Consider the following 21,372-nt stretch of genomic DNA (forward strand, 5'->3'; position numbering starts at 1 on the left):
CTACCTGCTTTTTCCTCTGTTTACGGTCGGTTTCCTGTCTGGGTGGAAAACAGGCGCGACACGCGCTCCTTTCCCACCACAAACAGAAACCCGGCCCGGACAGAAAGTTGCGGCGGCGGCGTCCTGAATTCGAAACCGTTAGTTTTTCTGAGGACATCACATATGATTTCTGCCGTTTTCGGAAAAAGACGTTCTCTGAGCAGAACGCTTACAGCCGGAACGATATGTGCGGCTCTCATCTCGGGCTATGCCACCATGGCATCTGCAGATGATGGGCAGGGCGCCACGGGGGAAGCGATCATCCATGCTGATGATCATCCCGGTGACTGGCTGACCTATGGCCGCACCTATTCTGAACAGCGCTACAGCCCGCTGGACCAGATCAATCGTTCCAATGTCGGAAACCTGAAGCTGGCCTGGTATCTGGATCTCGATACCAACCGTGGCCAGGAAGGCACGCCCCTGGTTGTTGATGGCGTCATGTACGCCACCACCAACTGGAGCATGATGAAGGCCGTCGATGCCGCCACCGGCAAGCTGCTGTGGTCCTATGACCCGCGCGTGCCCGGCAACATCGCGGACAAGGGCTGCTGTGACACGGTCAACCGTGGCGCGGCCTACTGGAATGGCAAGGTCTTCTTCGGCACGTTCGACGGCCGCCTGATCGCGCTGGACGCCAAGACCGGCAAGCTGGTCTGGAGCGTCAACACCATTCCGCCCGAAGCCGAGCTGGGCAAGCAGCGTTCCTACACGGTCGATGGCGCACCGCGCGTGGCCAAGGGCCGCGTGATCATTGGTAACGGTGGCTCCGAATTCGGCGCGCGCGGCTTCGTCTCCGCGTTCGATGCCGAGACCGGCAAGCTGGACTGGCGCTTCTTCACGGTTCCGAACCCCAAGAACGAGCCTGACCACGCCGCGTCCGACAGCGTGCTGATGAACAAGGCCTACCAGACCTGGAGCCCGACCGGCGCCTGGACCCGCCAGGGTGGCGGCGGCACGGTGTGGGATTCCATCGTGTATGACCCCGTGAGCGACCTGGTCTATCTGGGTGTCGGCAACGGTTCGCCGTGGAACTACAAGTACCGTTCCGAAGGCAAGGGTGATAACCTGTTCCTGGGCAGCATCGTCGCGCTGAAGCCGGAAACCGGCGAGTACGTCTGGCATTTCCAGGAAACGCCGATGGACCAGTGGGACTTCACCTCTGTCCAGCAGATCATGACGCTTGACCTGCCGATCAATGGTGAGACCCGCCACGTCATCGTTCATGCACCGAAGAACGGCTTCTTCTACATCATCGATGCGAAGACCGGCGAGTTCATCTCGGGCAAGAACTACGTCTATGTGAACTGGGCCAGCGGCCTCGATCCCAAGACCGGCCGTCCGATCTATAACCCCGATGCGCTCTACACGCTTACGGGCAAGGACTGGTACGGCATTCCGGGTGACCTTGGCGGCCATAACTTCGCGGCCATGGCGTTCAGCCCCAAGACGGGCCTCGTCTACATTCCCGCGCAGCAGGTTCCGTTCCTGTACACCAACCAGAAGGGTGGGTTCCTGCCGCATCCTGACAGCTGGAACCTTGGTCTGGACATGAACAAGGTCGGTATCCCCGACTCTCCGGAAGCCAAGCAGGCCTTCGTGAAGGACCTGAAGGGCTACCTCCTGGCCTGGGACCCACAGAAGCAGCAGGAAGCCTGGCGCGTGGACCACAAGGGCCCGTGGAACGGCGGTATCCTGGCAACTGGCGGCGACCTGCTGTTCCAGGGCCTGGCGAACGGCGAATTCCATGCCTATGACGCGACGAACGGTTCCGACCTGTTCCACTTCGCGGCTGACAGCGGCATCATCGCTCCGCCCGTGACCTACCTTGCCAACGGCAAGCAGTATGTTGCGGTTGAAGTGGGCTGGGGCGGCATCTATCCGTTCTTCCTTGGTGGCCTTGCCCGCACCAGCGGCTGGACCGTCAACCACTCGCGCATCATTGCCTTCTCGCTTGATGGCAAGGCTGGCGAACTGCCCAAGCAGAACAACGAGGGCTTCCTCCCCGTCAAGCCGCCGGCACAGTTTGATGCCGCCCGCACGGATAACGGCTACTTCCAGTTCCAGACGTATTGCGCCGCCTGCCATGGTGACAATGCCGAAGGTGGTGGTGTGCTGCCCGATCTGCGCTGGTCCGGCTCCATCCGCCACCAGGATGCGTTCTACAATGTTGTTGGCCGCGGTGCGCTGACCGCCTATGGCATGGACCGCTTCGACAGCAACATGAACCCGAACGAGATTGAGGATATCCGTCAGTTCCTGATCAAGCGTGCGAACGAGACCTATCAGAGGGAAGTTGATGCCCGGAAGAACGCCGCCGGTATTCCCGAGCAGCTGCCGTAATCCCGGTTTTGACAATTTTTCGCATCAACGCGACGCATGATGGTGAACATAATGATCAACAGGCTTAAGGTGACATTCAGCGCGGCAGCGTTTAGTCTGCTGGCAGGGACGGCATTGGCTCAGACGCCAAATGCCGACTCCGCGCTAGTCGAAAAAGGGGCATATGTCGCACGGCTGAGTGACTGCGTGGCGTGTCATACCGCGCTGCACGGTCAGGCCTATGCGGGCGGGCTCGAAATCAAGAGCCCGATCGGCACGATTTACTCCACGAACATCTCGCCGGACCCGACCTACGGTATCGGGCGCTACACCTTCGAAGAATTCGACGAAGCCGTGCGCCATGGTATCCGCAAGGATGGCGCCACGCTGTATCCGGCAATGCCCTACCCCGCCTTCTCGCGCATGACGAAGGAGGACATGCAGGCCCTGTATGCCTACTTCATGCATGGCGTGAAGCCGGTGGCGCAGCCCAACAAGCAGCCGGAAATTTCCTGGCCGATGTCCATGCGCTGGCCGCTGGGCATCTGGCGTGCGCTGTTCTCGCCCGCACCCAAGGACTTTACCCCCGCCCCCGGCACCGACCCGCAGGTCGCACGTGGCGAATATCTGGTGACTGGCCCGGGCCATTGCGGCGCGTGTCATACACCGCGTGGCTTCGCCATGCAGGAAAAGGCCCTGGATGCATCCGGTGGACCTGACTTCCTGGCCGGTGGCGCACCGATCGACAACTGGGTTGCGCCGAGCCTGCGCAATGACCCGGTCGTGGGTCTGGGCCGCTGGAGCGAGGACGACATCTACCTGTTCCTGAAGTCGGGCCGTATCGACCACTCCGCCGTGTTCGGTGGCATGGGCGATGTGGTGGCATGGAGCACCCAGTACTTCACCGATGACGATCTGCACGCCATGGCGAAGTACCTGAAGAGCCTGCCGCCGGTTCCGCCGTCACAGGGCAACTACACCTACGATCCGTCCACCGCGACCATGCTGGATTCGGGTAACACCGCCAGTGTTCCGGGTGCCGATACGTATGTGAAGGAATGCGCCATCTGTCACCGTAACGACGGTGGTGGTGTGGCCCGCATGTTCCCGCCGCTGGCTGGCAACCCGGTTGTCGTGACCGAGAACCCGACCTCGCTGGTGAACGTGGTTGCACATGGTGGCATCCTGCCGCCGAGCAACTGGGCGCCGTCCGCAGTCGCCATGCCGGGTTACAGCAAGTCGCTGTCCGCGCAGCAGATTGCCGATGTGGTCAACTTCATCCGCACAAGCTGGGGCAACAAGGCGCCGGGCACCGTCACCGCCGCCGACGTGACCAAGCTGCGCGACACGGGTGCGCCGGTTTCCAGCGCTGGCTGGAACAGCATCAGCAGTGGCTGGTCGGTATTCCTCCCGCAGCCTTACGGCGCGGGCTGGACCTTCGCACCGCAGACACACACGGGTCAGGACGCCGCGCAGTAAGGCGCGGGGGTGGCTTCCTGGAGCCACCCATCCTGATTTCAGTTACGGAAAGCCGCCATGGAGAAATCCATGGCGGTTTTCTTATGGGCAGGGATCATGCATCCGCCTATGGTCCGGAAGGTTTCCAGAACCCGGCCTCCCTCCAAACCGGAGTACTTATGGTCCGGGTTCACATGCCCCCGCGCGACCGTGGGGCAGCGTTTGGGACAGACTTTGCTCCACAGGAGGGAATGACAGTATGCAGCGCATCGTGGTCCTGACCGGGGCTGGCATCAGTCAGGAATCCGGCCTCCAGACCTTTCGCGGTCCGGACGGACTATGGAACAATGAACATATCGAGGATATCTGCACCCCAGAGGGCTTCCGGCGCGACCCGCTGCGCGTGGACCGTTTCTATAACAACCTGCGTGCCGGATTGACTGCCGTGCAGCCCAATGCCGCCCATCTGGCGCTGGCGGGGCTGGAACAGGCCGCCCGTGATGGCCGGTGGCAGGGGCACCTGACCATCATCACCCAGAATATAGACGACCTGCATGAGCGCGCGGGCAGTCACGATGTCATCCACATGCATGGGGAACTGCTGCGGCTGCGCTGCACCGGCTGCGGCGCAACACCCGCATGGCATGGAGACTGTTTTCCCGATACGCCATGCCCCGCCTGCCATGGCCCCACGCTACGGCCTGATATCGTATGGTTTGGGGAGATGCCCTACCATATGGACACCATCACGCAGCGGCTGGCGGCGTGTGACCTGTTCGTGGCCATCGGCACCTCCGGCGTTGTCTATCCGGCGGCTGGATTTGTGGACAGCGTGGCCGACCATGCGGATACGATGCTGTTCAATCTGGAGGCGCGCTCTGGTCCCTCCCCCTTTGACCAGACCATCCTTGGCCCTGCCACACATACGGTCCCTGCATGGACACAGGCGCTGCTGGCGCAGTAACAGGAATACGGAATGGCCGAGACACTCGAACACCTGCTGGACGCCATCCGCAACTGCCAGACCTGTGCGGCGCATCTGCCGCTGGGGCCGCGCCCGGTGCTGCATGTCTCACGCACCGCACGGCTGCTGATTGCAAGCCAGGCCCCCGGCACCAAGGTGCATGAGACGGGCCAGTCCTTCAACGATGCCTCCGGCGACAGGCTGCGGGCATGGATGGGCATAGACCGGACCACTTTTTACGATTCCAGCCGCATCGCCCTGGTCCCCATGGGGCTGTGCTACCCCGGCCGACTGCCACAGGGCGGAGACTGCCCGCCCCGCCCGGAATGTGCGCCCCAGTGGCGGGCACGTATCATGGCGCAGATGCCCGATATAGAACTGACGCTGGTGGTCGGGTCCTATGCCCAGAGACATATTCTGGGCGCACGACAGGTGACGCGGTGCTGCCTTGATTTCCGGCATTACCTGCCACGTTATTTCCCCCTGCCGCACCCGTCATGGCGTACCGGGGCGTGGGAACGGCGCACGCCGCAGTTTGGCCATGACGTGCTGCCCGCCCTGCGCGCCTGTGTGCAGGCAGTGCTAGCCGGGAAGCCTGTGCCGGAAATACTGCCGCCTGACCCGGCCTGAAGGCCCCGGTGACGTAAATCCGCTATTCGCCCGCCATAAGCAGGACGGAATGGGCCGTGGACAGGATAACCCCCTGCACGCCGGTTATCAGGATCTGCACCCCGATGGAGAGCAGGATCAGCGCCGCCAGCCGTGAGACTATGCGCGTGCCTGTCCGCCCCAGCAGGCCCAGTAGCTGGTCCGCATAGGCATAGGCCGCCCAGACCGTCCCCGCCACCAGCAGGGCCGCGAGCGACAGCACACCATAAAAGACGACATGCAGCCCACCGGGCGGCCCCTCCGACCCCAGCGCGATTGCCACGGCAATCGTGCCCGGCCCCACGGTAAAGGGCATGGTCAGGGGAAAGAACGCCTGCCCCATGATGGTGCTGTTATTATCCGGTGCGCGGTTGGTCTGCGTGGCCTGCGCCTGCTTGCGGGCTTCTTCCGTCTCGGGCGCCTGAAGCAGCGCCCATGCCCGCACAGCCACAACCAGCCCGCCCGCAATGCGCAGCGCGTCTATGGTGATGCCGAAAAAGGCGAGCACCATCCCGCCCGTCCAGATCGAGGCAAGCATGAGCACGGCGGAATAGAGCGCAACCTGACGCGCCAGTGCCATGCAGGTCTTGCGGTCCTGTCCCGCCGTGACCTGCGCGAAGATAAGTGCCGCCGCCAGTGGATTGACGATCGAGAACAGCGCGGGAAACGCCATGAGGAACGCGCCCGACAGGCTGGGCAGTCCCACCACGGTGGAAAAATGGGTCAGCAGACCGCTATGGACCGTCATGACCGCGCCACCTGACGGACCGTGAATTCATATGCCCGCATCAGCAACCCGCCTGCTCCATCAGAGGAAAGGCATCCCGCATAAGCGGCCTGAGGCGGGCAAGGTCATTGGCCGCAGCACACAGGAAGCATGACGGTGCGCCTGTTTCCTCCGCCGCCAGCGGCCATGATGTCAGCCCGAGTTCGTTATAGACCGGCATAAGTGTCTGGCCCACGTGCCAGAATACCGGGCGACGCCCCTCCTGCACCGCCAGATCGCGCAGCCACCATATGGCGGATATGCAGTCATCCGCATCCCCCGCCGGGTCGCCCAGTCCCACAAGATAGGACCCGATCCGCACGAATGGCAGCAACGCCTGCTCTCGTGCGCCCTGTATCATCCCCGATGGCACCGGCGTGGTCTGGCCCACGCCCTCAAGCGCATGGTCAAGGGCGCGATACGCGGCCTGTGTCGTGTCATCCCACGGCAGGACAAGGATACGCCCCGGCCGGACAAGGCGCACGATCATGGTCAGGCCCAGCATGACCGCAAGCCCCAGCGTCCATTGCGTGATACCGGGGCGGGAGGCGAACAGCATGATCTCCCACCAGCTCCCGCCCACCGAATCATGCGGGCCAGCCAGCATCAGGATCACGATGGAGCCGACCAGCAGCACGATCGACACGATGGTCTGGAAGGACAGCGGTTCACTCAATATCCGGGCATGCCGGTAATAGGAACCACGGAACGGCGCGATGAGAATACAGACCAGCATGAGCAGGCCCGGCACCACCAGCGGCGAACCACGCAGCAGCGTCAGGCCACAGGCCACGGACAGCAGGCCGATCGTTGCCTTCCACGCCAGTGTCACCCGTTGCGACAGGCCGATGCCAAGCCCGATCAGCGCCACCCCGATCAGGGACAGCAGGTAATCCCCCATCATCACGAACACAGGCTGCAGCCTGCCTGCGTTCAGCCACCCTTCGGGGTCCAGCAGGGTCAGGGCCAGCAGGAGCGCACCGCACAGCGAGACGGCCCCCGTCGCCACGGCCACGGAAAAATCGGCCTCGCTTTCCCGAATGACCTGGCTGGGCCGTCCCGTGCGTGGCCCGCGCAGGGGGCGGCGCGCGCCCACCTTGCGCGTAAGTGCCGCATCCCCACGCAGGAACAGTTCGTGCGAGGCGAACATGATGCCCGCCACGAACAGCGGCACGATGTAGTAGAACAGGCGGAAGACCAGAATGGCGGTGATGATGCGCGTGGCGGGCAGGTAAGCGCCCAGCGCCAGCATCATCGTCCCGTCAAAGACCCCGAGGCCACCGGGCACGCTGGCCACCAGCCCCGCCGTGTAGGAGGCGATGTAGATGGCCAGGAACGTGCCATAATCCAGCCCCGGCGCGGATGGCAGGAAGGTGTAGGCAATGGCCGCCGTGGCTGCGACCTCCGCCGCCGCGACCGTTGTCTGCATCACCGCCATGGCGGAGGACGGGAAGGTTATGTGCCACCGCCACAGCCTGATCTCGTTGACATAACGGCCCATGACGACATAGGCGATCACCCCGCCCCACATCACCACACCCACCAGCCGCATGAGCATGATGGGCAGTTTCTGCCCGATAAAGGGCACCGTATCCGGCTCCAGCACCAGCACGCTGCCGATCAGGACCGCCGCCCCCAGCAGGTAGGTGGCCGAACAGAAGGCAATGATCTGGGCCACCTGAAATGGCCGTAGCCCCCAGTTCCCGTACAGCCTGAACCGCACCGCCGCCCCGGAAATGGCCGAAAACCCGAGATTGTGGGACAGGACATAGGAACAGAAGGCCGCAAACGCCGTGCGCCGGAACGAAAGCGGGCACCCCACCTGCCGCACGGCCAGCCAGTCATAAAACGACAGGACGAGATAGGACAGCAGGGTAAAGCCCGCCCCGGCCCACAGTGTCGCCGCCGGAATGGCGGCCAGCGCCTGGCTTATGTCATGCCAGTGCAGGTGGCGCACCTCACGCTGGACCACCACGATGGCGGCCACCAGCAGCAGCAGGCCCAGTATGTGCGGCAGGTGGCGCAGCAGCCCCCGCCGGCCTGCGGGGGGCGCCCCATCGGGCTTCCCCTCCATATCGGGCGGGGTCATGGGGTCGTGCGGCGGGCGTTCGGCCATGGCTGGCCCCTAGCCTGCCGCCCTTTCGTCGCGGGTCAAGGCCGCCTCGATCAGGGCCACGGTTTCCGCAATCCCGTACAATGCGACAAAAATCCCGAAACGCGGACCTTCCTTCTGCCCCAGCAGCACCTCGTACAGGCAGCCAAACCATGCGCGCAGCGGCTCGAAACCATGGGTCTTGCCGATCTCGAACACAAGGTTCTGGCATGCATCGGGGGAAGCATCTTCCCCCTCCATCCCGCGCAGGGCTTCGGCCAGGTCAGCCAGCGCCTTGCGCTCATGCGCATCAGGTGCGCGGTAATGCTTCGTCGGGCGGACGAAATCGGCATAATAGACGATGGCATGGTCCACCAGACGCGCCAGCATGGGGCAGCTTTCCGGTGTGGCGCTGGCATCGTAGCGCTGGATGAACTTCCACAGCACATCCGGCGTCTCGGCATTGGCGACGCTGGCCAGGTTGAGCAGCATACCAAACGTGACGGGGCTGCCCGCGCTGGCCGGGATCTCACCGCCATGGATGAACCATGCCGGGTTGGTCATCAGGGCCGGGTCATCCGCGGCAAGCGTCTTCGCCTTGGTCACATGGGCCAGATATTCGTCCGTGGCCTTGGGAATGACATCAAAGAACAGCCGCTTGGCGCGCTGCGGGGCGTTGAACATATACTGGCCAAGGCTTTCCGCCGGGGCATAGCGCAGCCATTCCTCGACCGAGATGCCATTGCCCTTGGACTTGGATATTTTCTGCCCGTTCTGGTCCAGGAACAGCTCATAGGTCAGGCCCGCCGGGGGCTGACCACCAAGGATGCGGCAGATCTTGCCCGACAGGCGCACGCTGTCGATCAGGTCCTTGCCCGACATTTCATAATCCACGCCCAGCGCATACCAGCGCATGGCCCAGTCGGCCTTCCACTGCATCTTGGCATGGCCACCGGTAACGAGGGTCTCGAACGTCTCGCCTTCCTCATCCGTCCAGCGCACGGTGCCCGCAACCGGGTCGATCGCATCCATGCGCACCTGCATGACCTGACCGGTACGGGGGTGGATGGGCAGCACGGGGGAATAGGTGGCACGCCGCTCCGCGCCCAGCGTGGGGGCGATCACGGCCACGATTTCGTCATGCACTTCCAGCACGCGCTTCAGGGCGGCGTCAAAGCGGCCATCTTCATAATAGCGGGTAGAAGACGCGAATTCATATTCAAAGCCAAAGCCGTCCAGAAAGGCGCGGAGGCGGGCATTGTTATGCGCGGCAAAGGATTCGTGCGTGCCAAACGGGTCCGGCACGCGCGAAAGCGGCTTGCCGATGAACTGGCGCAGCATCTCCTGGTTGGGCACGTTCTCGGGCACCTTGCGCAGGGCGTCCATATCATCCGAAAACGCCAGCAGCCGCGTGGGCAGGCCGGTCAGGCGCGTAAAGGCCTGCCGCACCCATGATGTCCGCGCCACCTCGCCAAACGTGCCGATATGGGGCAGCCCCGACGGGCCATATCCCGTTTCCAGCAGCACGGGCCGGTCCGCCGTTACCGCGCGCGCGCCAACATGCGCGGACAGTTTGGCGGCTTCCTCGAACGGCCAGGATTTGGGGAGGGGAGAGATAAGGGAACGATGCTGTTCTGACATGGACCGGCAAGCTATGGACAGGGATGACGCGGGTCAATCCATCCTATGCCACAGCACGGGGATGCGGCAACGGGAATGACATGACACGCGGCGGGCGACAGACGCCCGCGTACCCTATATCATGTCCTGACATGCCAGACACCCCGCCCCTGCCGGACAGCGCACCGGCGATCATTCCCCGCCACGGCGCATGGTCGGTCCTGACCCCGGAGGGGGAGATCGTATCCATGTCAGCGGCCGACATACGGCGTGAACTGCCGCACTGGCCCGCGCTCATGGTCATTCACGCGCCCGCCACCGCACGCAGGCTTGATCTGCCGCCCCCGCCGCGCCCCTGCCCGTGGCTGGACCTGCTGGAACTGTTTGCCTTCGCCCATCCCGCGCAGGGCACGCCACCCACGGCGCGTGGCCTGGGCATGACGCTGGGCATTGCCGAACACCGGCTGGACCGGCCGGAGGCCGACCTGCTGCCCGATCTGGCGTTCGGGATGCTGCGCCACATCGCCCGCCAGCGCAACACGCCCGAGGGCGGCATAAAGGCCGCGCTGGCATGGCGCATGCGGCAGGCGGGATGGGCATGGGGGCCTTCGGTCTGCGCGGCGCTGGGGCTGGATGGCGCTGACCGCCTGCCTGCCGGCATGATCCAGCCCAACGAGGCCCTGAAGGTCTGGACCCGCCTGCCCAAATGGGAAGACACAGCCCCCCGCCCCGCCCCCGGCGCCCAGCCGGTAACGGGGGAGGAAGCGCGCGCCCACCTGCGCACCATACTGGGCGAAGGGGCCGAACACCGCCCCGCGCAGGAGGCGTTCAGCCATGTCGCCGCCCAGGCCTTCGCCCCGCGCACCGCACAGGGTGATCCGCACATGGTACTGGCGGAGGCAGGCACCGGCACCGGCAAGACGCTGGGCTACGTCGCACCCGCCTCCATCTGGTCGCACCGTAACGGCGGAGCCGTATGGATCAGCACCTATACCCGCCACCTGCAGCGCCAGATCGAAACCGAGCTGGCCCGGCTGTTTCCCGACCCAGCCATCCGCCGCAGCCATGTGGTCGTGCGCAAGGGGCGGGAGAATTACCTGTGCCTGCTCAACATGGAAGAGAGCGTGAACATCGCGCTGTCACGCGGGCAGGCGGCGGATGGCAGCCTGATCGGGCTGGCGCTCATTGCGCTATGGGCGGCCCATACGCTTGATGGCGACCTGTCGGGCGGCGACCTGCCGGGCTGGTTTGCCGACCTGTTCGGCCGTGGGCTGCTGACCGGCATTGCCGACCGGCGGGGCGAGTGCATCCACGGGGCCTGCCCGCATTACCAGCAATGCCTGGTGGAACATTCCATCCGCCGCGCCCGGACGGCGGATCTGGTCATCGCCAACCATGCGCTGGTCATGTCACAGGCGGCATGGCACGCGCTGGACGGCTCGGACACCAATAACGAAGACCATACGCCCACCCGCTACATCATGGACGAAGGCCACCATATCGCACAGGCCGCCGACAGCGCCTTCGCACTGGAACTATCGGGGCTGGAGGCGGCGGAGCTGCGCCGCTGGCTGCTTGGTGCGGAGGGGGCGCGCTCACGCGCACGGGGCCTGCGCAGGCGGCTGGAGGACCTGCTGGTCCATATTCCCCGCCTCGAAACCCCGCTTGATACCGCGCTCATGGCCGCCCGCGCGCTGCCCGCCCCCGGCTGGTCGGCCCGCCTTGCCGCACATGACCCCACCCATGGCCCGAGGGAAGACACCCCCGCCGCGACGGATGAGCCGGTACTGTCCAACCCCTCCGAACTGCTGCTGCATGAACTGCGCCAGCAGGTGCTGGCGCGCACCCATGGCAGCCCGGAGGGCGGGCAGCGCCGTGGCGATAGCGAATGTGACCTCCACCCCATGCCCGAACCCCTGCACAGGGCGGCACAGGGGCTGGAGCGTGCCCTGCGCCGCCTGGCCGAACCGCTGCGCACGCTGGTGGCACGACTGGACGAGGCGCTGGATACCGAGGCCGAATGGCTGGACACCCCCATGCGCGAACGGATTGCCGCCGCCATACGCTCCATCCGCCGCCGCGCGCTGGCGCGGGTGGATGGCTGGTGTGCCATGCTGGGCAACATGCAGCTGGAAGACACGCCCGCCGAGGGCACGACCCCGCAATATATTGATTATATCCGCATGGACCGCCGCGAGGGCCAGAACCCGGGAGAGCGTGATGTCGGGCTGTACCGCCACTGGCTGGACCCCACCATTCCGTTCGCCAGCGTGCTGGCCGCCCCGGCGCATGGCGTGCTGATTACCTCAGCCACCCTGCGCGATGAAACGGGCGAGGATAATACCCACGACACCGCCGAACGCGCATGGGACGCGGCGGAGGCCCGGTCAGGTGCGATCCACCTGCCCTCACCCGCCATCCGCGCATCCTTTCCCAGCCCGTTCGACTATGCGCAACAGAGCCGGGCCTACATCATCAACGATGTGGCGCATGATGACCCGGCGGCGCTGGCCGGGGCCTACCGCACGCTGTTCATGGCGTCTGGCGGCGGCGCGCTGGGGCTGTTTACGGCCATATCGCGGCTGAAGGATGTTTACAGGCGCATCGTCGCCCCGCTGGAAGCCGCGGACCTGCCGCTTTTCGCCCAGCATGTGGACCCGATGGATAACGCGACGCTGGTGGACATCCTGCGCAGCGAGCGCAATGCCTGCCTGCTGGGAACCGATGCGATGCGTGATGGGGTGGATGTGCCCGGTGACGCCTTGCGTCTTGTCGCCTTCGAGCGCGTGCCATGGCCGCGGCCCGATATCCTGCACCGGGAGCGGCGCATTCACCTGTCCGGTGGGGCACCCGGGCGGTATGATGACATGATTGCCCGCCTGCGCCTGCGGCAGGCGTTTGGCCGCCTGATCCGCAGCCGACAGGACAGGGGCGTATTCGTCCTGCTGGACCGGCGCACCCCGTCACGCCTGCTGTCGGCTTTCCCCGAGGGGGTAATGGTCCGCCGCCTGGGCCTGAACACGGCGGCGCGGGAGATCACGGATTTCCTGCATGTGCAGGACACCGCCACAAGCCAGCCTGGCTGACCGCTCCCTGTAACCCTACCCCCTGAACGGGAAAGACCTCAGAGCGCCTTGAGGTTGGTCGCGGCAGCCTTGCCACGCTCCATGGCGATGTCATAGCTGACAGCCTGGTCCTCGTTCAGACCACGCAGGCCTGCGGCCTGCACGGCGGTAATGTGCACAAACACGTCCTTGCCGCCATCATCAGGCATGATGAAGCCAAAACCCTTGGTTGCGTTGAACCATTTTACTTTTCCGGTAGCCATAGCCAGTCTCTTCTCCAGCGCCATCCTTCCCGGTCCTAATACCGGGAATCCGGGCGCGTGCCTTACGGCCATGAAAAAAACGGGGCATCCGGAAAACACCCTGCAGCTTTCACGTCGTTCGTGCTCCATAGGGGCAGCATGAAATGGGCGTCCGTGTCAAATAATCCTGACATCCGCCCGCTCACATCCACTCCATCTGCCATGGGGCAGACATAAAAAAAGGGGAAGGACCCATGGCCCTTCCCCCCTTTTTCCGTGGCGTATGCCGGGATGGATCAGAAATCCATGCCGCCCATGCCGCCCATTCCACCCATGCCGCCTTCAGGCATGGCCGGGGCCTTCTTTTCCGGGCGCTCGGCCACCATCGCTTCGGTGGTGATCAGCAGGCCGGCAACGGAAGCCGCATCCTGCAGCGCCGTGCGGACAACCTTCATCGGGTCGATGATGCCGGCTTCGACCAGATCCTTGTAGTCACCGATCTGGGCGTCGAAACCGAAGGTGTAGGTCTCGTTTTCCAGAACCTTGCCGGCGATGACCGCACCGTCTTCACCCGCGTTGTGGGCGATCTGGCGCAGCGGAGCCTGCAGGGCCTTGCGGATGATGTCCGCACCGACGCGCTGGTCGTCGTTATGGAAGTGCAAGCCACCCAGCTTGGTCGATGCGCGGGCAAGAGCCGTGCCGCCACCGGGGACGATGCCTTCCTCAACCGCCGCACGGGTCGCGTGCAGGGCGTCGTCAACGCGGTCCTTGCGTTCCTTCACCTCGATCTCGGTGGAACCACCAACGCGGATCACGGCAACACCACCGGCCAGCTTCGCCAGGCGTTCCTGCATCTTCTCGCGATCGTAGTCGGAAGTGGTTTCCTCGATCTGCGCACGGATCTGGCTGCAACGGGCCTTGATGCCTGCGCTGTCGCCCGAACCTTCGACGATGGTGGTGTTTTCCTTGGTGATGTGCACCTTCTTCGCGGTGCCCAGCATGTCCAGCGTGACGCTTTCGAGCTTGATGCCCAGGTCTTCGCTGATGACCTGGCCACCGGTCAGGATCGCGATGTCTTCCAGCATGGCCTTGCGACGGTCACCGAAGCCCGGCGCCTTGACGGCGGCGATCTTCAGGCCACCACGCAGCTTGTTGACAACCAGGGTCGCCAGCGCTTCGCCATCAACGTCTTCCGCAATGATCAGCAGCGGACGGCCGGACTGCACCACTGCTTCGAGCAGCGGCAGGATCGGCTGCAGCGAGGACAGCTTCTTTTCGTGGATCAGGATGTAGGGGCTGTCCAGATCGACGGTCATCTTTTCCGCATTCGTCACGAAATACGGGGAGATGTAGCCACGGTCGAACTGCATGCCCTCGACCACGTCCAGCTCGGTGTGCAGGCCCTTGGCCTCTTCCACCGTGATGACGCCCTCGGAGCCGACCTTCTGCATGGCCTGCGAGATCATCTCGCCGATTTCCTTTTCGCCATTGGCGGAAATCGTGCCGACCTGCGCCGTTTCGGCCGGGGTCGTGATCTTCTTCGCGTTCTTCTTCAGCTCTTCAACGACAACGCCAACCGCCTTGTCGATGCCGCGCTTGAGGTCCATCGGGTTCATGCCGGCGGCAACGGCCTTGGCGCCTTCGCGCACGATGGCCTGGGCCAGCACGGTGGCGGTGGTGGTGCCGTCACCCGCGATGTCGTTGGTCTTGGATGCGACCTCACGGACCATCTGCGCGCCCATGTTCTCGAACTTGTCGGCCAGTTCGATTTCCTTGGCGACGGAGACACCGTCCTTCGTGATGCGGGGCGCGCCGAAGCTCTTGTCGAGCACGACATTGCGGCCCTTTGGGCCGAGGGTCACCTTGACCGCGTCCGCAAGGATATCAACGCCACGCAGCATGCGCTGGCGGGCTTCACCGCCGAACTTTACGTCCTTGGCTGCCATTGTTCTTTTCTCCGGTATGGAAGGTTTTCTTAAATGTCACTCGGTCGGGAAAGCGGGGTGGGTCAGGCGACCACGCCCATGATGTCGCTTTCCTTCATGATCAGCAGTTCTTCACCGTCGATCGTCACTTCCGTGCCCGACCACTTGCCGAACAGAACGCGGTCACCCGCCTTGACGTCGAGAGCCACGATCTGGCCCTGCTCGTTACGGGCACCCGGTCCGACCGAGATCACCTCGCCTTCCATCGGCTTTTCCTTGGCGGTCTCGGGAATGATGATACCACCTGCGGTTTTTTCCTCGCTCTTGAGGCGACGGACGACCACACGGTCATGCAGGGGACGAAATTTCGTCATGGATGGATCGCTCCATATCTGTAAAAAGGTAACGCCCTTGATTAAGCAACGCCACCGGTTTGGCGCGCGCGCCAGGCCGCATCGCGTTAGCACTCCCCTCGTGAGAGTGCTAACATCCAGATAGGAAGCCCCCTCTCAGGTGTCAAGAACACCCGGCGGGGGAAAGGCGCACAAAACGCCGCCTCCCCCGGCGGGGCCTGTCCCGTTCGTTTTTTATTATTTAATATCAATAAGTTACTTAAATACCGCGCCGTTGCACGAGGAAAGCTGTGCCCAGCCGCGCCATTACTGCATGGCATCGGGCCGCCCCGAATCAGCAGCGGGGACGACCGGCCGCCCGGCACCTCAAAATGCGCCGCCACGCGGTTTCATGTTGACGAAAAACCATCCGGCATCATTCTTTGCCGAACAACAGAAGAAAGACTGGAGTGAACGCATGGGCGCAGTCATAACCGTCACCGCGGCGGACGGGCACACATTTTCCGCTTACCGCGCAGGCCGTCCGGACGCCGCGCGCGCCGTTGTGGTGGTGCAGGAAATCTTCGGGATCACGCCCTATATCCGCGCCGTATGCGATTTTCTTGCCTCGCAGGGCTATCAGGCCATCGCCCCGGCCCTGTTCGACCGGGTGCGGCGCGACACCGTCCTGCCCTATGACAACGCGGGTGTTCAGGAAGGGCTGAAGCTGCGCGCCGAGGGGAGCGAGGAAAACGCACTGAAGGATATCGTGGCGGCTGCCGGATGCCTGACAACCGAGAAGACGGGCATCATCGGCTTCTGCTGGGGCGGCAAGCTGGCATGGGAAGCCGCCTGCCATACGAAAACCTTCGCCGCGGCGGTGGCATGGTATGGCGGCGGCATTGCCGAGACCCGCAACCAGATACCCAACTGCCCGGTGCAGCTACATTTTGGCGCGGATGACGCCCTTATTCCGGCTGATGATGTCGAGGCCATCCGCGCGGCGCACGCGGATATTGAAATCTTTACCTATGAGGGTGCGGACCACGGCTTCGGCTGCACCGACCGTGCCTCCTACAACGAGGCGGCGGCCACGCTGGCCATGCAGCGCAGCCTGAGCTTTTTCGAACACTGGCTCTGACCGTCCCGCCCGCCGCCATCACCTGCGTGATGGCGGCGGGGGAATGGCGGATCAGCCGCGCAGCACCCGCCCCGCAACGGCGTCAAGCCGGGCCAGCACCGCCGGGTCGCGTTTTGCGGGTGCGGTGATCAGCGCATGTTCCAGCGCCCTGTCACACCCGGCGTGACAGGGACCACGCGCCACGCCCAGCCGGGGAATGACCGAGCGGATGAGCGCACGCGCCCGGCTGGCGTTTTCCTGCATCACCTTGACCACGGCATCCACCGTCACGCTGTCATGGCTGTCGTGCCAGCAGTCGTAATCCGTGACCATGGCGACGGTGGCGTAACAGATCTCCGCCTCCCGCGCGAGCTTGGCTTCGGGCATGTTGGTCATGCCCACGACCGAGCAGCCCCATGAACGGTAGAGGTTGCTCTCCGCCCGGGTGGAGAACTGCGGCCCTTCCATGACCAGGTACGTGCCCCCGCGGGTCACATCCAGCCCCAGCTCCCGGCACTGGCTTTCCAGCACATCGCCAATACGCGGGCACAGCGGGTCGGCCATGCCGACATGGGCCACGCAGCCGGTATCGAAAAAGCTCTTCTCGCGCGCAAAGGAGCGGTCGATGAACTGGTCGATCACCACGAAATGTCCCGGCGGCAGTTCCTCCTTGAGTGACCCGACAGCCGAGAGCGACACGATATCCGTAACGCCCGAGCGCTTGAGCGCGTCGATATTGGCGCGGTAATTCAGGCGCGAAGGCGGCAGCGGATGCCCGCGCCCGTGGCGGGGCAGGAACACGCAGCGCACGCCATCCAGGCGTCCGAACAGGAGCTGGTCGGACGGGCTGCCCCATGGGGTCTCGACCGTGCGCCACTCCTTGTCCTCAAGGCCTTCGATATCATACAGGCCGGAACCGCCGATCAGGCCGATAACCGGCTCGATCCGCTCGTCAGTGGCAGGATTAGGGGACATTTGACCAGGTTCTCCGTTTAAGAATGATGGAAAGAAACAGCAGGAACACCAGGAACACGACCGCGCCCACCCCCACCCGGTGCCGTTCGGTCAGGTGGGGGGCCGCAACCCATGCCAGAAAGGTGGTGACATCGCGCGCCTGCTGCGCAACCGTGGCGGGCGTGCCATCGGGATAGGTGACGCCGCCCTCATGCAGCGGCGGCGGCATGGCGGTGCGCCCGCTGGCGGCATAGGGGTTATAGGTCAGCCCCTGCGGCACCGCCATGCCTGCGGGCGGGGTCTCGCCATAGCCGGTCAGGAAGGCATAGATCCGGTCCACCCCGCCGGGATGCACCGCCGCCAGCCGCGACTGGTCGGGCGGGGCCACCCCATGGTTCGCCGCCGCCGCCACACGTGCATCGGGATAGGGGGAAAGCAGGTGGTCATCGCGGTTGGCGGGGCGTGAGACCGGGTGCCCGCTGGCATCCGTTCCGGCGGGTACGTGGTGGGTGGCCGCGAGGGCGTTGACATCAGCCTCCTTCAGCCCCAGCCCCGCCAGGTCGCCATAGGTGACCGACTTCATCCCGTGGCAGGCGGAACAGACCTGCGCGTAAACGGTATAGCCACGCTGGACCGCGCCCAGGTCAAAATGACCAAACGGCCCCTGAAAGCTCCAGACCTGCCGTGGCGGTTCGCGGTAATCCCGCGCCCGCGCGCTACCCCCGGCCGCAAGGGCCAGCGCCACGACACAGGACGCCACCACGCCATGCCGCACTACCGGGCGCGTGCGTGGCGCACTGTCACGCGCATGACCTGGCCTATGCATGTCCACCTCGCTCCCGCCATAATTCCGTCCCTCTTTTCGCGTTACTACCGTGCGCTGGCAACCCTTCGTGTGGTGGAATGGGCCAATCCTGTCCCTGCCCGTACTTGCAATAGGTGGAACAAACGGGCACCCGTAATATCCATTGCGAATGACCTGAACGGGCAGAATGACAAGACCATGACAATTACCCGCACCGCCGTCGCCCATGACGCCATGAAGGACACGGCCCGAACCTGGTTTGAAACCCTGCGCGACCGCATATGCGCGGCCTTTGAACAGATCGAGGACGAAGCCGCTGCCGCCCATGCCCCGGCCCTGCCGGGCAAGGACGTGCCGGGCCGCTTCGAGCGCACGCCATGGAACCGCACGAACGAGGACGGGACACCCGGCGGCGGGGGTGTGATCAGCCTCATGCGCGGGCGGGTGTTTGAAAAGGTGGGGGTCAACGTCTCCACCGTAAGTGGTGAATTCAGCCCCGGTTTTCGCGATTCGATTCCCGGCGCGTCGGAAGACCCGCGCTTTTTCGCAACCGGCATAAGCCTTGTGGCCCATATGTGCAGCCCGCTGGTGCCTGCCGCGCATTTCAACACGCGCATGATCATCACCACGCAGGGCTGGTTTGGCGGTGGTGGCGACATTACCCCCATGTTCCCCGAAAGCGCCGAGGCGATCAGCGATGCCGAACGCTTTCACGACGGGTTCCGGCGCGCATGCGAAAAGCATGACCCCGGCTACTATCCCCGCTTCCGTGACTGGTGCGACAAGTATTTCTACCTGCCCCACCGCAATGAACCGCGCGGGCTGGGTGGCATTTTCTATGACCGGCTCGATACCGGCGACATTGACGCGGACTTCGCCTTCACCCGCGATGTGGGGCTGGGCTTCCTTGAGACCTATCCCGACATCGTACGTGGCCGGATGATGGAAAAATGGACACCCGAACAGCGCACCGCCCAGCTCATCCGGCGCGGACGTTATGTGGAGTTCAACCTGCTGCACGACCGGGGCACCATTTTTGGCCTGAAGACGGGCGGAAATACCGAAGCCATCCTCATGAGCCTTCCCCCGGAAGTGCAGTGGCCATAGAATAGCGCATGTTCGCCCCACGCACCCAGACCCGGCCCGTCCTGTTTCCTCGCGCCCACGCGGGGTGGGGCCACGGCCCATGCGGGTCTGCTGGTGAAACCCGGCGGGCACGGCCATGATCCCGCGCCGCAGCCTGCTGGCCCTGCTGGCCGCCGGGGCCGCCATGCCCCTGCGGGGGACGCACGCCTCGGAATTGCCGCAGGAGCGCCTGCCCATGCCATCAGGCGGCACGCCGGGGCTGCTGGTTGCCGGCAACCAGAGCGCCATGGCGGACCGCTGGGGGCCGGTCCTGCCCGGTGCACTGGCCCAGGGGCTGGGCCTGCCCGCCCCGCTGCCGGTGCGCAGCACGGTGGGGCAGGATGGGGTAACTGGCGCCAACCTGTTCGATACCCAGTTCGCGACCGATGGCATGATGGCGCTGGCGGCACCGGGTTCGGTGCTGGTTTCAGCCCTGTGCGGTGATCCGCGTATTCACTTTGATTCCAGCCGCTGGCTGCCGCTTATGCTGTGCATGACGGCGCCGGTCGTGATCGGGCGGGCACAGCTACACCGCAGCCTTGGCAACTTCATGCGCGACCGGCCGGTCCGTATTGCCGTCTCGACCCTGACCGGGCTTGAACTGCCTACCGTCGTGGCCATGACCCTGTTCGGGCTGCGTCCCATTCCCGTCACCGGGCTTGCAACGCCCGAGGCGGCGGCGGCGGCCCTACGTGACAACCAGGTTGATGTAATCCAGATCAACGATCCACTCGGCACGCCGGAGACCACTGCCCTGATCAGGACACTGGGGCAGGCGGGCTTTCCCGCCCTGTTCAGCCTGACAACGGGGAGCGGATCACTCAGGCTTGCGGATCAGGACATCATGAGTATGGAGGCCCGTCTGGCGCAGGATGCCCGTTCCGGCCTGACATCCCTGCTCTATGCGGCATGGAAACCGCTGGCGGGGGCCGCGGCGGTCGATCTGGCGCTGGTGCTGCCCATGCTGACCCAGCCCGCCACGCTGGCCCGCTGGCGGGCGGCAACGACACTGGCCCTACAGGACAATGCCATGCAGGCCCTGACCCATGGCACGGGGCGCACCATGCTGACCGGCGCGGAGGCCACGGCCGCGCTCCATACCATTTCGGGTGATACGTCCAGCATCATGACCCTGCGCCGCTGGCTGGCCAGCAAGCTGCCGGTATGGCGGCTGGACTAGCGGCCGCCACCCCCGCGCCCCGGTCGGCGCAGCAGCACACGCACCGCCCCCTGATTGGCCGCATGGGGGTGTACCACGGCCAGAATGAGCCGCCCGAGATCGCCACGCCCCAGCCAGAACGGCAGTTCACGCCGCAGGATGCCGCCATTATGGCCACTGCCCAGCCCGGTAATGATCTCGACACAGCGCACGTTGTCCGCATGGGCCTGCACTAAAAAACCATGCAGGCGGTGAAAGGCCGTCTGGGCCACCTGCCCGTGCAGGTCAAGCCTGCGCGCGGGGCGCAGCTTGCCGCTGACCAGCCCGCGCCAGCTCGTATCATCCAGCCCGGGCCTGCGTACGCCAATTTCAAACGCGCCGCCTTTGCCCTTCTGCACGGTCAGCCGGTGGGTGGCGGTTCCATGCACCGCATGCACCTGCCCCGCCAGCAGGCGCTGCTCGATTTCCGCACGGCTCATGCCCGCCCGGCCTTCCCCCCGCATCGGGGCGACCGGGGGGACAGCAGGCTCCTGCGGCGGAAGCGGCCGGGCAGTACGCAATGGGGCAATCCCCTGAGCGAAGGCCGCCCACAGGGCCTGTTCCTCCTCGTTCAGTCTGCGCTGCCTCACGGTCATTCCTTTCTCCGGGCGGCGGCCTCTGTCCGCGCATGGATTCAATAACACCGCATGGCCGGTCCATGCCTTCACACGCCCGTCACAACGCGACAGTCCCCGCC

The 21,372-nt window shown here is 64.7% G+C and carries 17 protein-coding genes; 8 read left to right on the forward strand and 9 right to left on the reverse strand.

Going from position 1 to position 21,372, the window contains the following annotated elements; translation table 11 throughout:
- The first annotated feature begins 162 nt into the window (after positions 1-162).
- From DY926_RS12940 to DY926_RS12955, 4 genes are all read left to right on the forward strand, one after another.
- Complete coding sequence (locus DY926_RS12940) at positions 163-2,382, forward strand: PQQ-dependent dehydrogenase, methanol/ethanol family (RefSeq protein WP_116703743.1); 2,220 nt, start codon at positions 163-165, stop codon at positions 2,380-2,382.
- Between the two features lie 51 nt (positions 2,383-2,433).
- Positions 2,434-3,840, forward strand: a complete 1,407-nt coding sequence (locus DY926_RS12945; RefSeq protein WP_408886066.1) for a c-type cytochrome — start codon at positions 2,434-2,436, stop codon at positions 3,838-3,840.
- A 238-nt stretch (positions 3,841-4,078) separates the two neighbouring features.
- Complete coding sequence (locus DY926_RS12950; RefSeq protein WP_116703745.1) at positions 4,079-4,783, forward strand: NAD-dependent deacylase; 705 nt, start codon at positions 4,079-4,081, stop codon at positions 4,781-4,783.
- 12 nt (positions 4,784-4,795) lie between these two features.
- Positions 4,796-5,413 (forward strand): uracil-DNA glycosylase family protein, encoded by a 618-nt coding sequence (locus DY926_RS12955; RefSeq protein WP_116703746.1) that lies wholly within the window; start codon positions 4,796-4,798, stop codon positions 5,411-5,413.
- 22 nt (positions 5,414-5,435) lie between these two features.
- Here DY926_RS12955 and DY926_RS12960 read toward each other — a convergent pair whose 3' ends face one another.
- Genes DY926_RS12960 through DY926_RS12970 form a run of 3 tightly spaced genes read right to left on the reverse strand, consistent with a single transcriptional unit; the run spans position 5,436 to position 9,930 of the window.
- Positions 5,436-6,179 (reverse strand): MarC family protein, encoded by a 744-nt coding sequence (locus DY926_RS12960; protein WP_116703747.1) that lies wholly within the window; start codon positions 6,177-6,179, stop codon positions 5,436-5,438.
- 40 nt (positions 6,180-6,219) lie between these two features.
- Positions 6,220-8,313: a lysylphosphatidylglycerol synthase domain-containing protein gene (locus DY926_RS12965; protein ID WP_116703748.1), complete on the reverse strand. Its 2,094-nt coding sequence runs from the start codon at positions 8,311-8,313 to the stop codon at positions 6,220-6,222.
- Between the two features lie 9 nt (positions 8,314-8,322).
- Positions 8,323-9,930: a lysine--tRNA ligase gene (locus tag DY926_RS12970; protein WP_116703749.1), complete on the reverse strand. Its 1,608-nt coding sequence runs from the start codon at positions 9,928-9,930 to the stop codon at positions 8,323-8,325.
- A gap of 131 nt (positions 9,931-10,061) precedes the next feature.
- Between DY926_RS12970 and DY926_RS12975 the strand changes: the two genes are divergently transcribed.
- Positions 10,062-12,995: an ATP-dependent DNA helicase gene (locus DY926_RS12975; RefSeq protein WP_116703750.1), complete on the forward strand. Its 2,934-nt coding sequence runs from the start codon at positions 10,062-10,064 to the stop codon at positions 12,993-12,995.
- 38 nt (positions 12,996-13,033) lie between these two features.
- Here DY926_RS12975 and DY926_RS12980 read toward each other — a convergent pair whose 3' ends face one another.
- The 3 genes from DY926_RS12980 to DY926_RS12990 all read right to left on the reverse strand — a co-directional run bounded on the left by DY926_RS12980 (position 13,034) and on the right by DY926_RS12990 (position 15,515).
- A complete protein-coding gene (locus DY926_RS12980) occupies positions 13,034-13,237 on the reverse strand; it encodes a cold-shock protein (protein ID WP_010507660.1) in 204 nt (67 codons plus the stop codon).
- A gap of 275 nt (positions 13,238-13,512) precedes the next feature.
- Positions 13,513-15,162, reverse strand: a complete 1,650-nt coding sequence (gene groL / locus DY926_RS12985) for a chaperonin GroEL (RefSeq protein ID WP_116703751.1) — start codon at positions 15,160-15,162, stop codon at positions 13,513-13,515.
- 62 nt (positions 15,163-15,224) lie between these two features.
- On the reverse strand, positions 15,225-15,515 hold the full coding sequence (locus tag DY926_RS12990; protein ID WP_110096383.1) for a co-chaperone GroES: 291 nt from the start codon (positions 15,513-15,515) through the stop codon (positions 15,225-15,227).
- Positions 15,516-15,951: 436 nt separating this feature from the next.
- Here DY926_RS12990 and DY926_RS12995 point away from each other — a divergent pair, with 436 nt between their 5' ends.
- Positions 15,952-16,614, forward strand: coding sequence for a dienelactone hydrolase family protein (locus DY926_RS12995; RefSeq protein ID WP_116703752.1), 663 nt, complete (start codon positions 15,952-15,954; stop codon positions 16,612-16,614).
- Positions 16,615-16,665: 51 nt separating this feature from the next.
- Here DY926_RS12995 and DY926_RS13000 read toward each other — a convergent pair whose 3' ends face one another.
- Both DY926_RS13000 and DY926_RS13005 read right to left on the reverse strand, forming a co-directional pair.
- On the reverse strand, positions 16,666-17,568 hold the full coding sequence (locus DY926_RS13000) for an S-methyl-5'-thioadenosine phosphorylase (protein ID WP_116703753.1): 903 nt from the start codon (positions 17,566-17,568) through the stop codon (positions 16,666-16,668).
- A complete protein-coding gene (locus DY926_RS13005; RefSeq protein WP_116703754.1) occupies positions 17,558-18,373 on the reverse strand; it encodes a cytochrome c1 in 816 nt (271 codons plus the stop codon). The genes DY926_RS13000 and DY926_RS13005 overlap by 11 nt, the downstream gene beginning before the upstream one ends.
- A gap of 177 nt (positions 18,374-18,550) precedes the next feature.
- Between DY926_RS13005 and hemF the strand changes: the two genes are divergently transcribed.
- Positions 18,551-19,459 carry an oxygen-dependent coproporphyrinogen oxidase gene (gene hemF, locus DY926_RS13010; RefSeq protein WP_116703768.1) on the forward strand — a complete coding sequence of 303 codons (909 nt, stop codon included), beginning with the start codon at positions 18,551-18,553 and terminating at the stop codon, positions 19,457-19,459.
- A gap of 115 nt (positions 19,460-19,574) precedes the next feature.
- Entirely contained in the window at positions 19,575-20,657 is a 1,083-nt protein-coding gene (locus DY926_RS13015; RefSeq protein WP_116703755.1) for a hypothetical protein, read from the forward strand.
- On the opposite strand, the gene DY926_RS13020 is transcribed toward DY926_RS13015, so the two are convergent.
- The gene (locus DY926_RS13020) at positions 20,654-21,265 is read right to left on the reverse strand and encodes a Smr/MutS family protein (RefSeq protein ID WP_116703769.1); all 612 of its coding nucleotides are present in this window, start codon (positions 21,263-21,265) and stop codon (positions 20,654-20,656) included. The two genes, DY926_RS13015 and DY926_RS13020, sit on opposite strands and share 4 nt — an antisense overlap.
- Between the last annotated feature and the right edge of the window lie 107 nt (positions 21,266-21,372).

The organism is Komagataeibacter melaceti (assembly GCF_003403295.1).
In the GTDB taxonomy this organism is placed as follows: domain Bacteria; phylum Pseudomonadota; class Alphaproteobacteria; order Acetobacterales; family Acetobacteraceae; genus Komagataeibacter; species Komagataeibacter melaceti.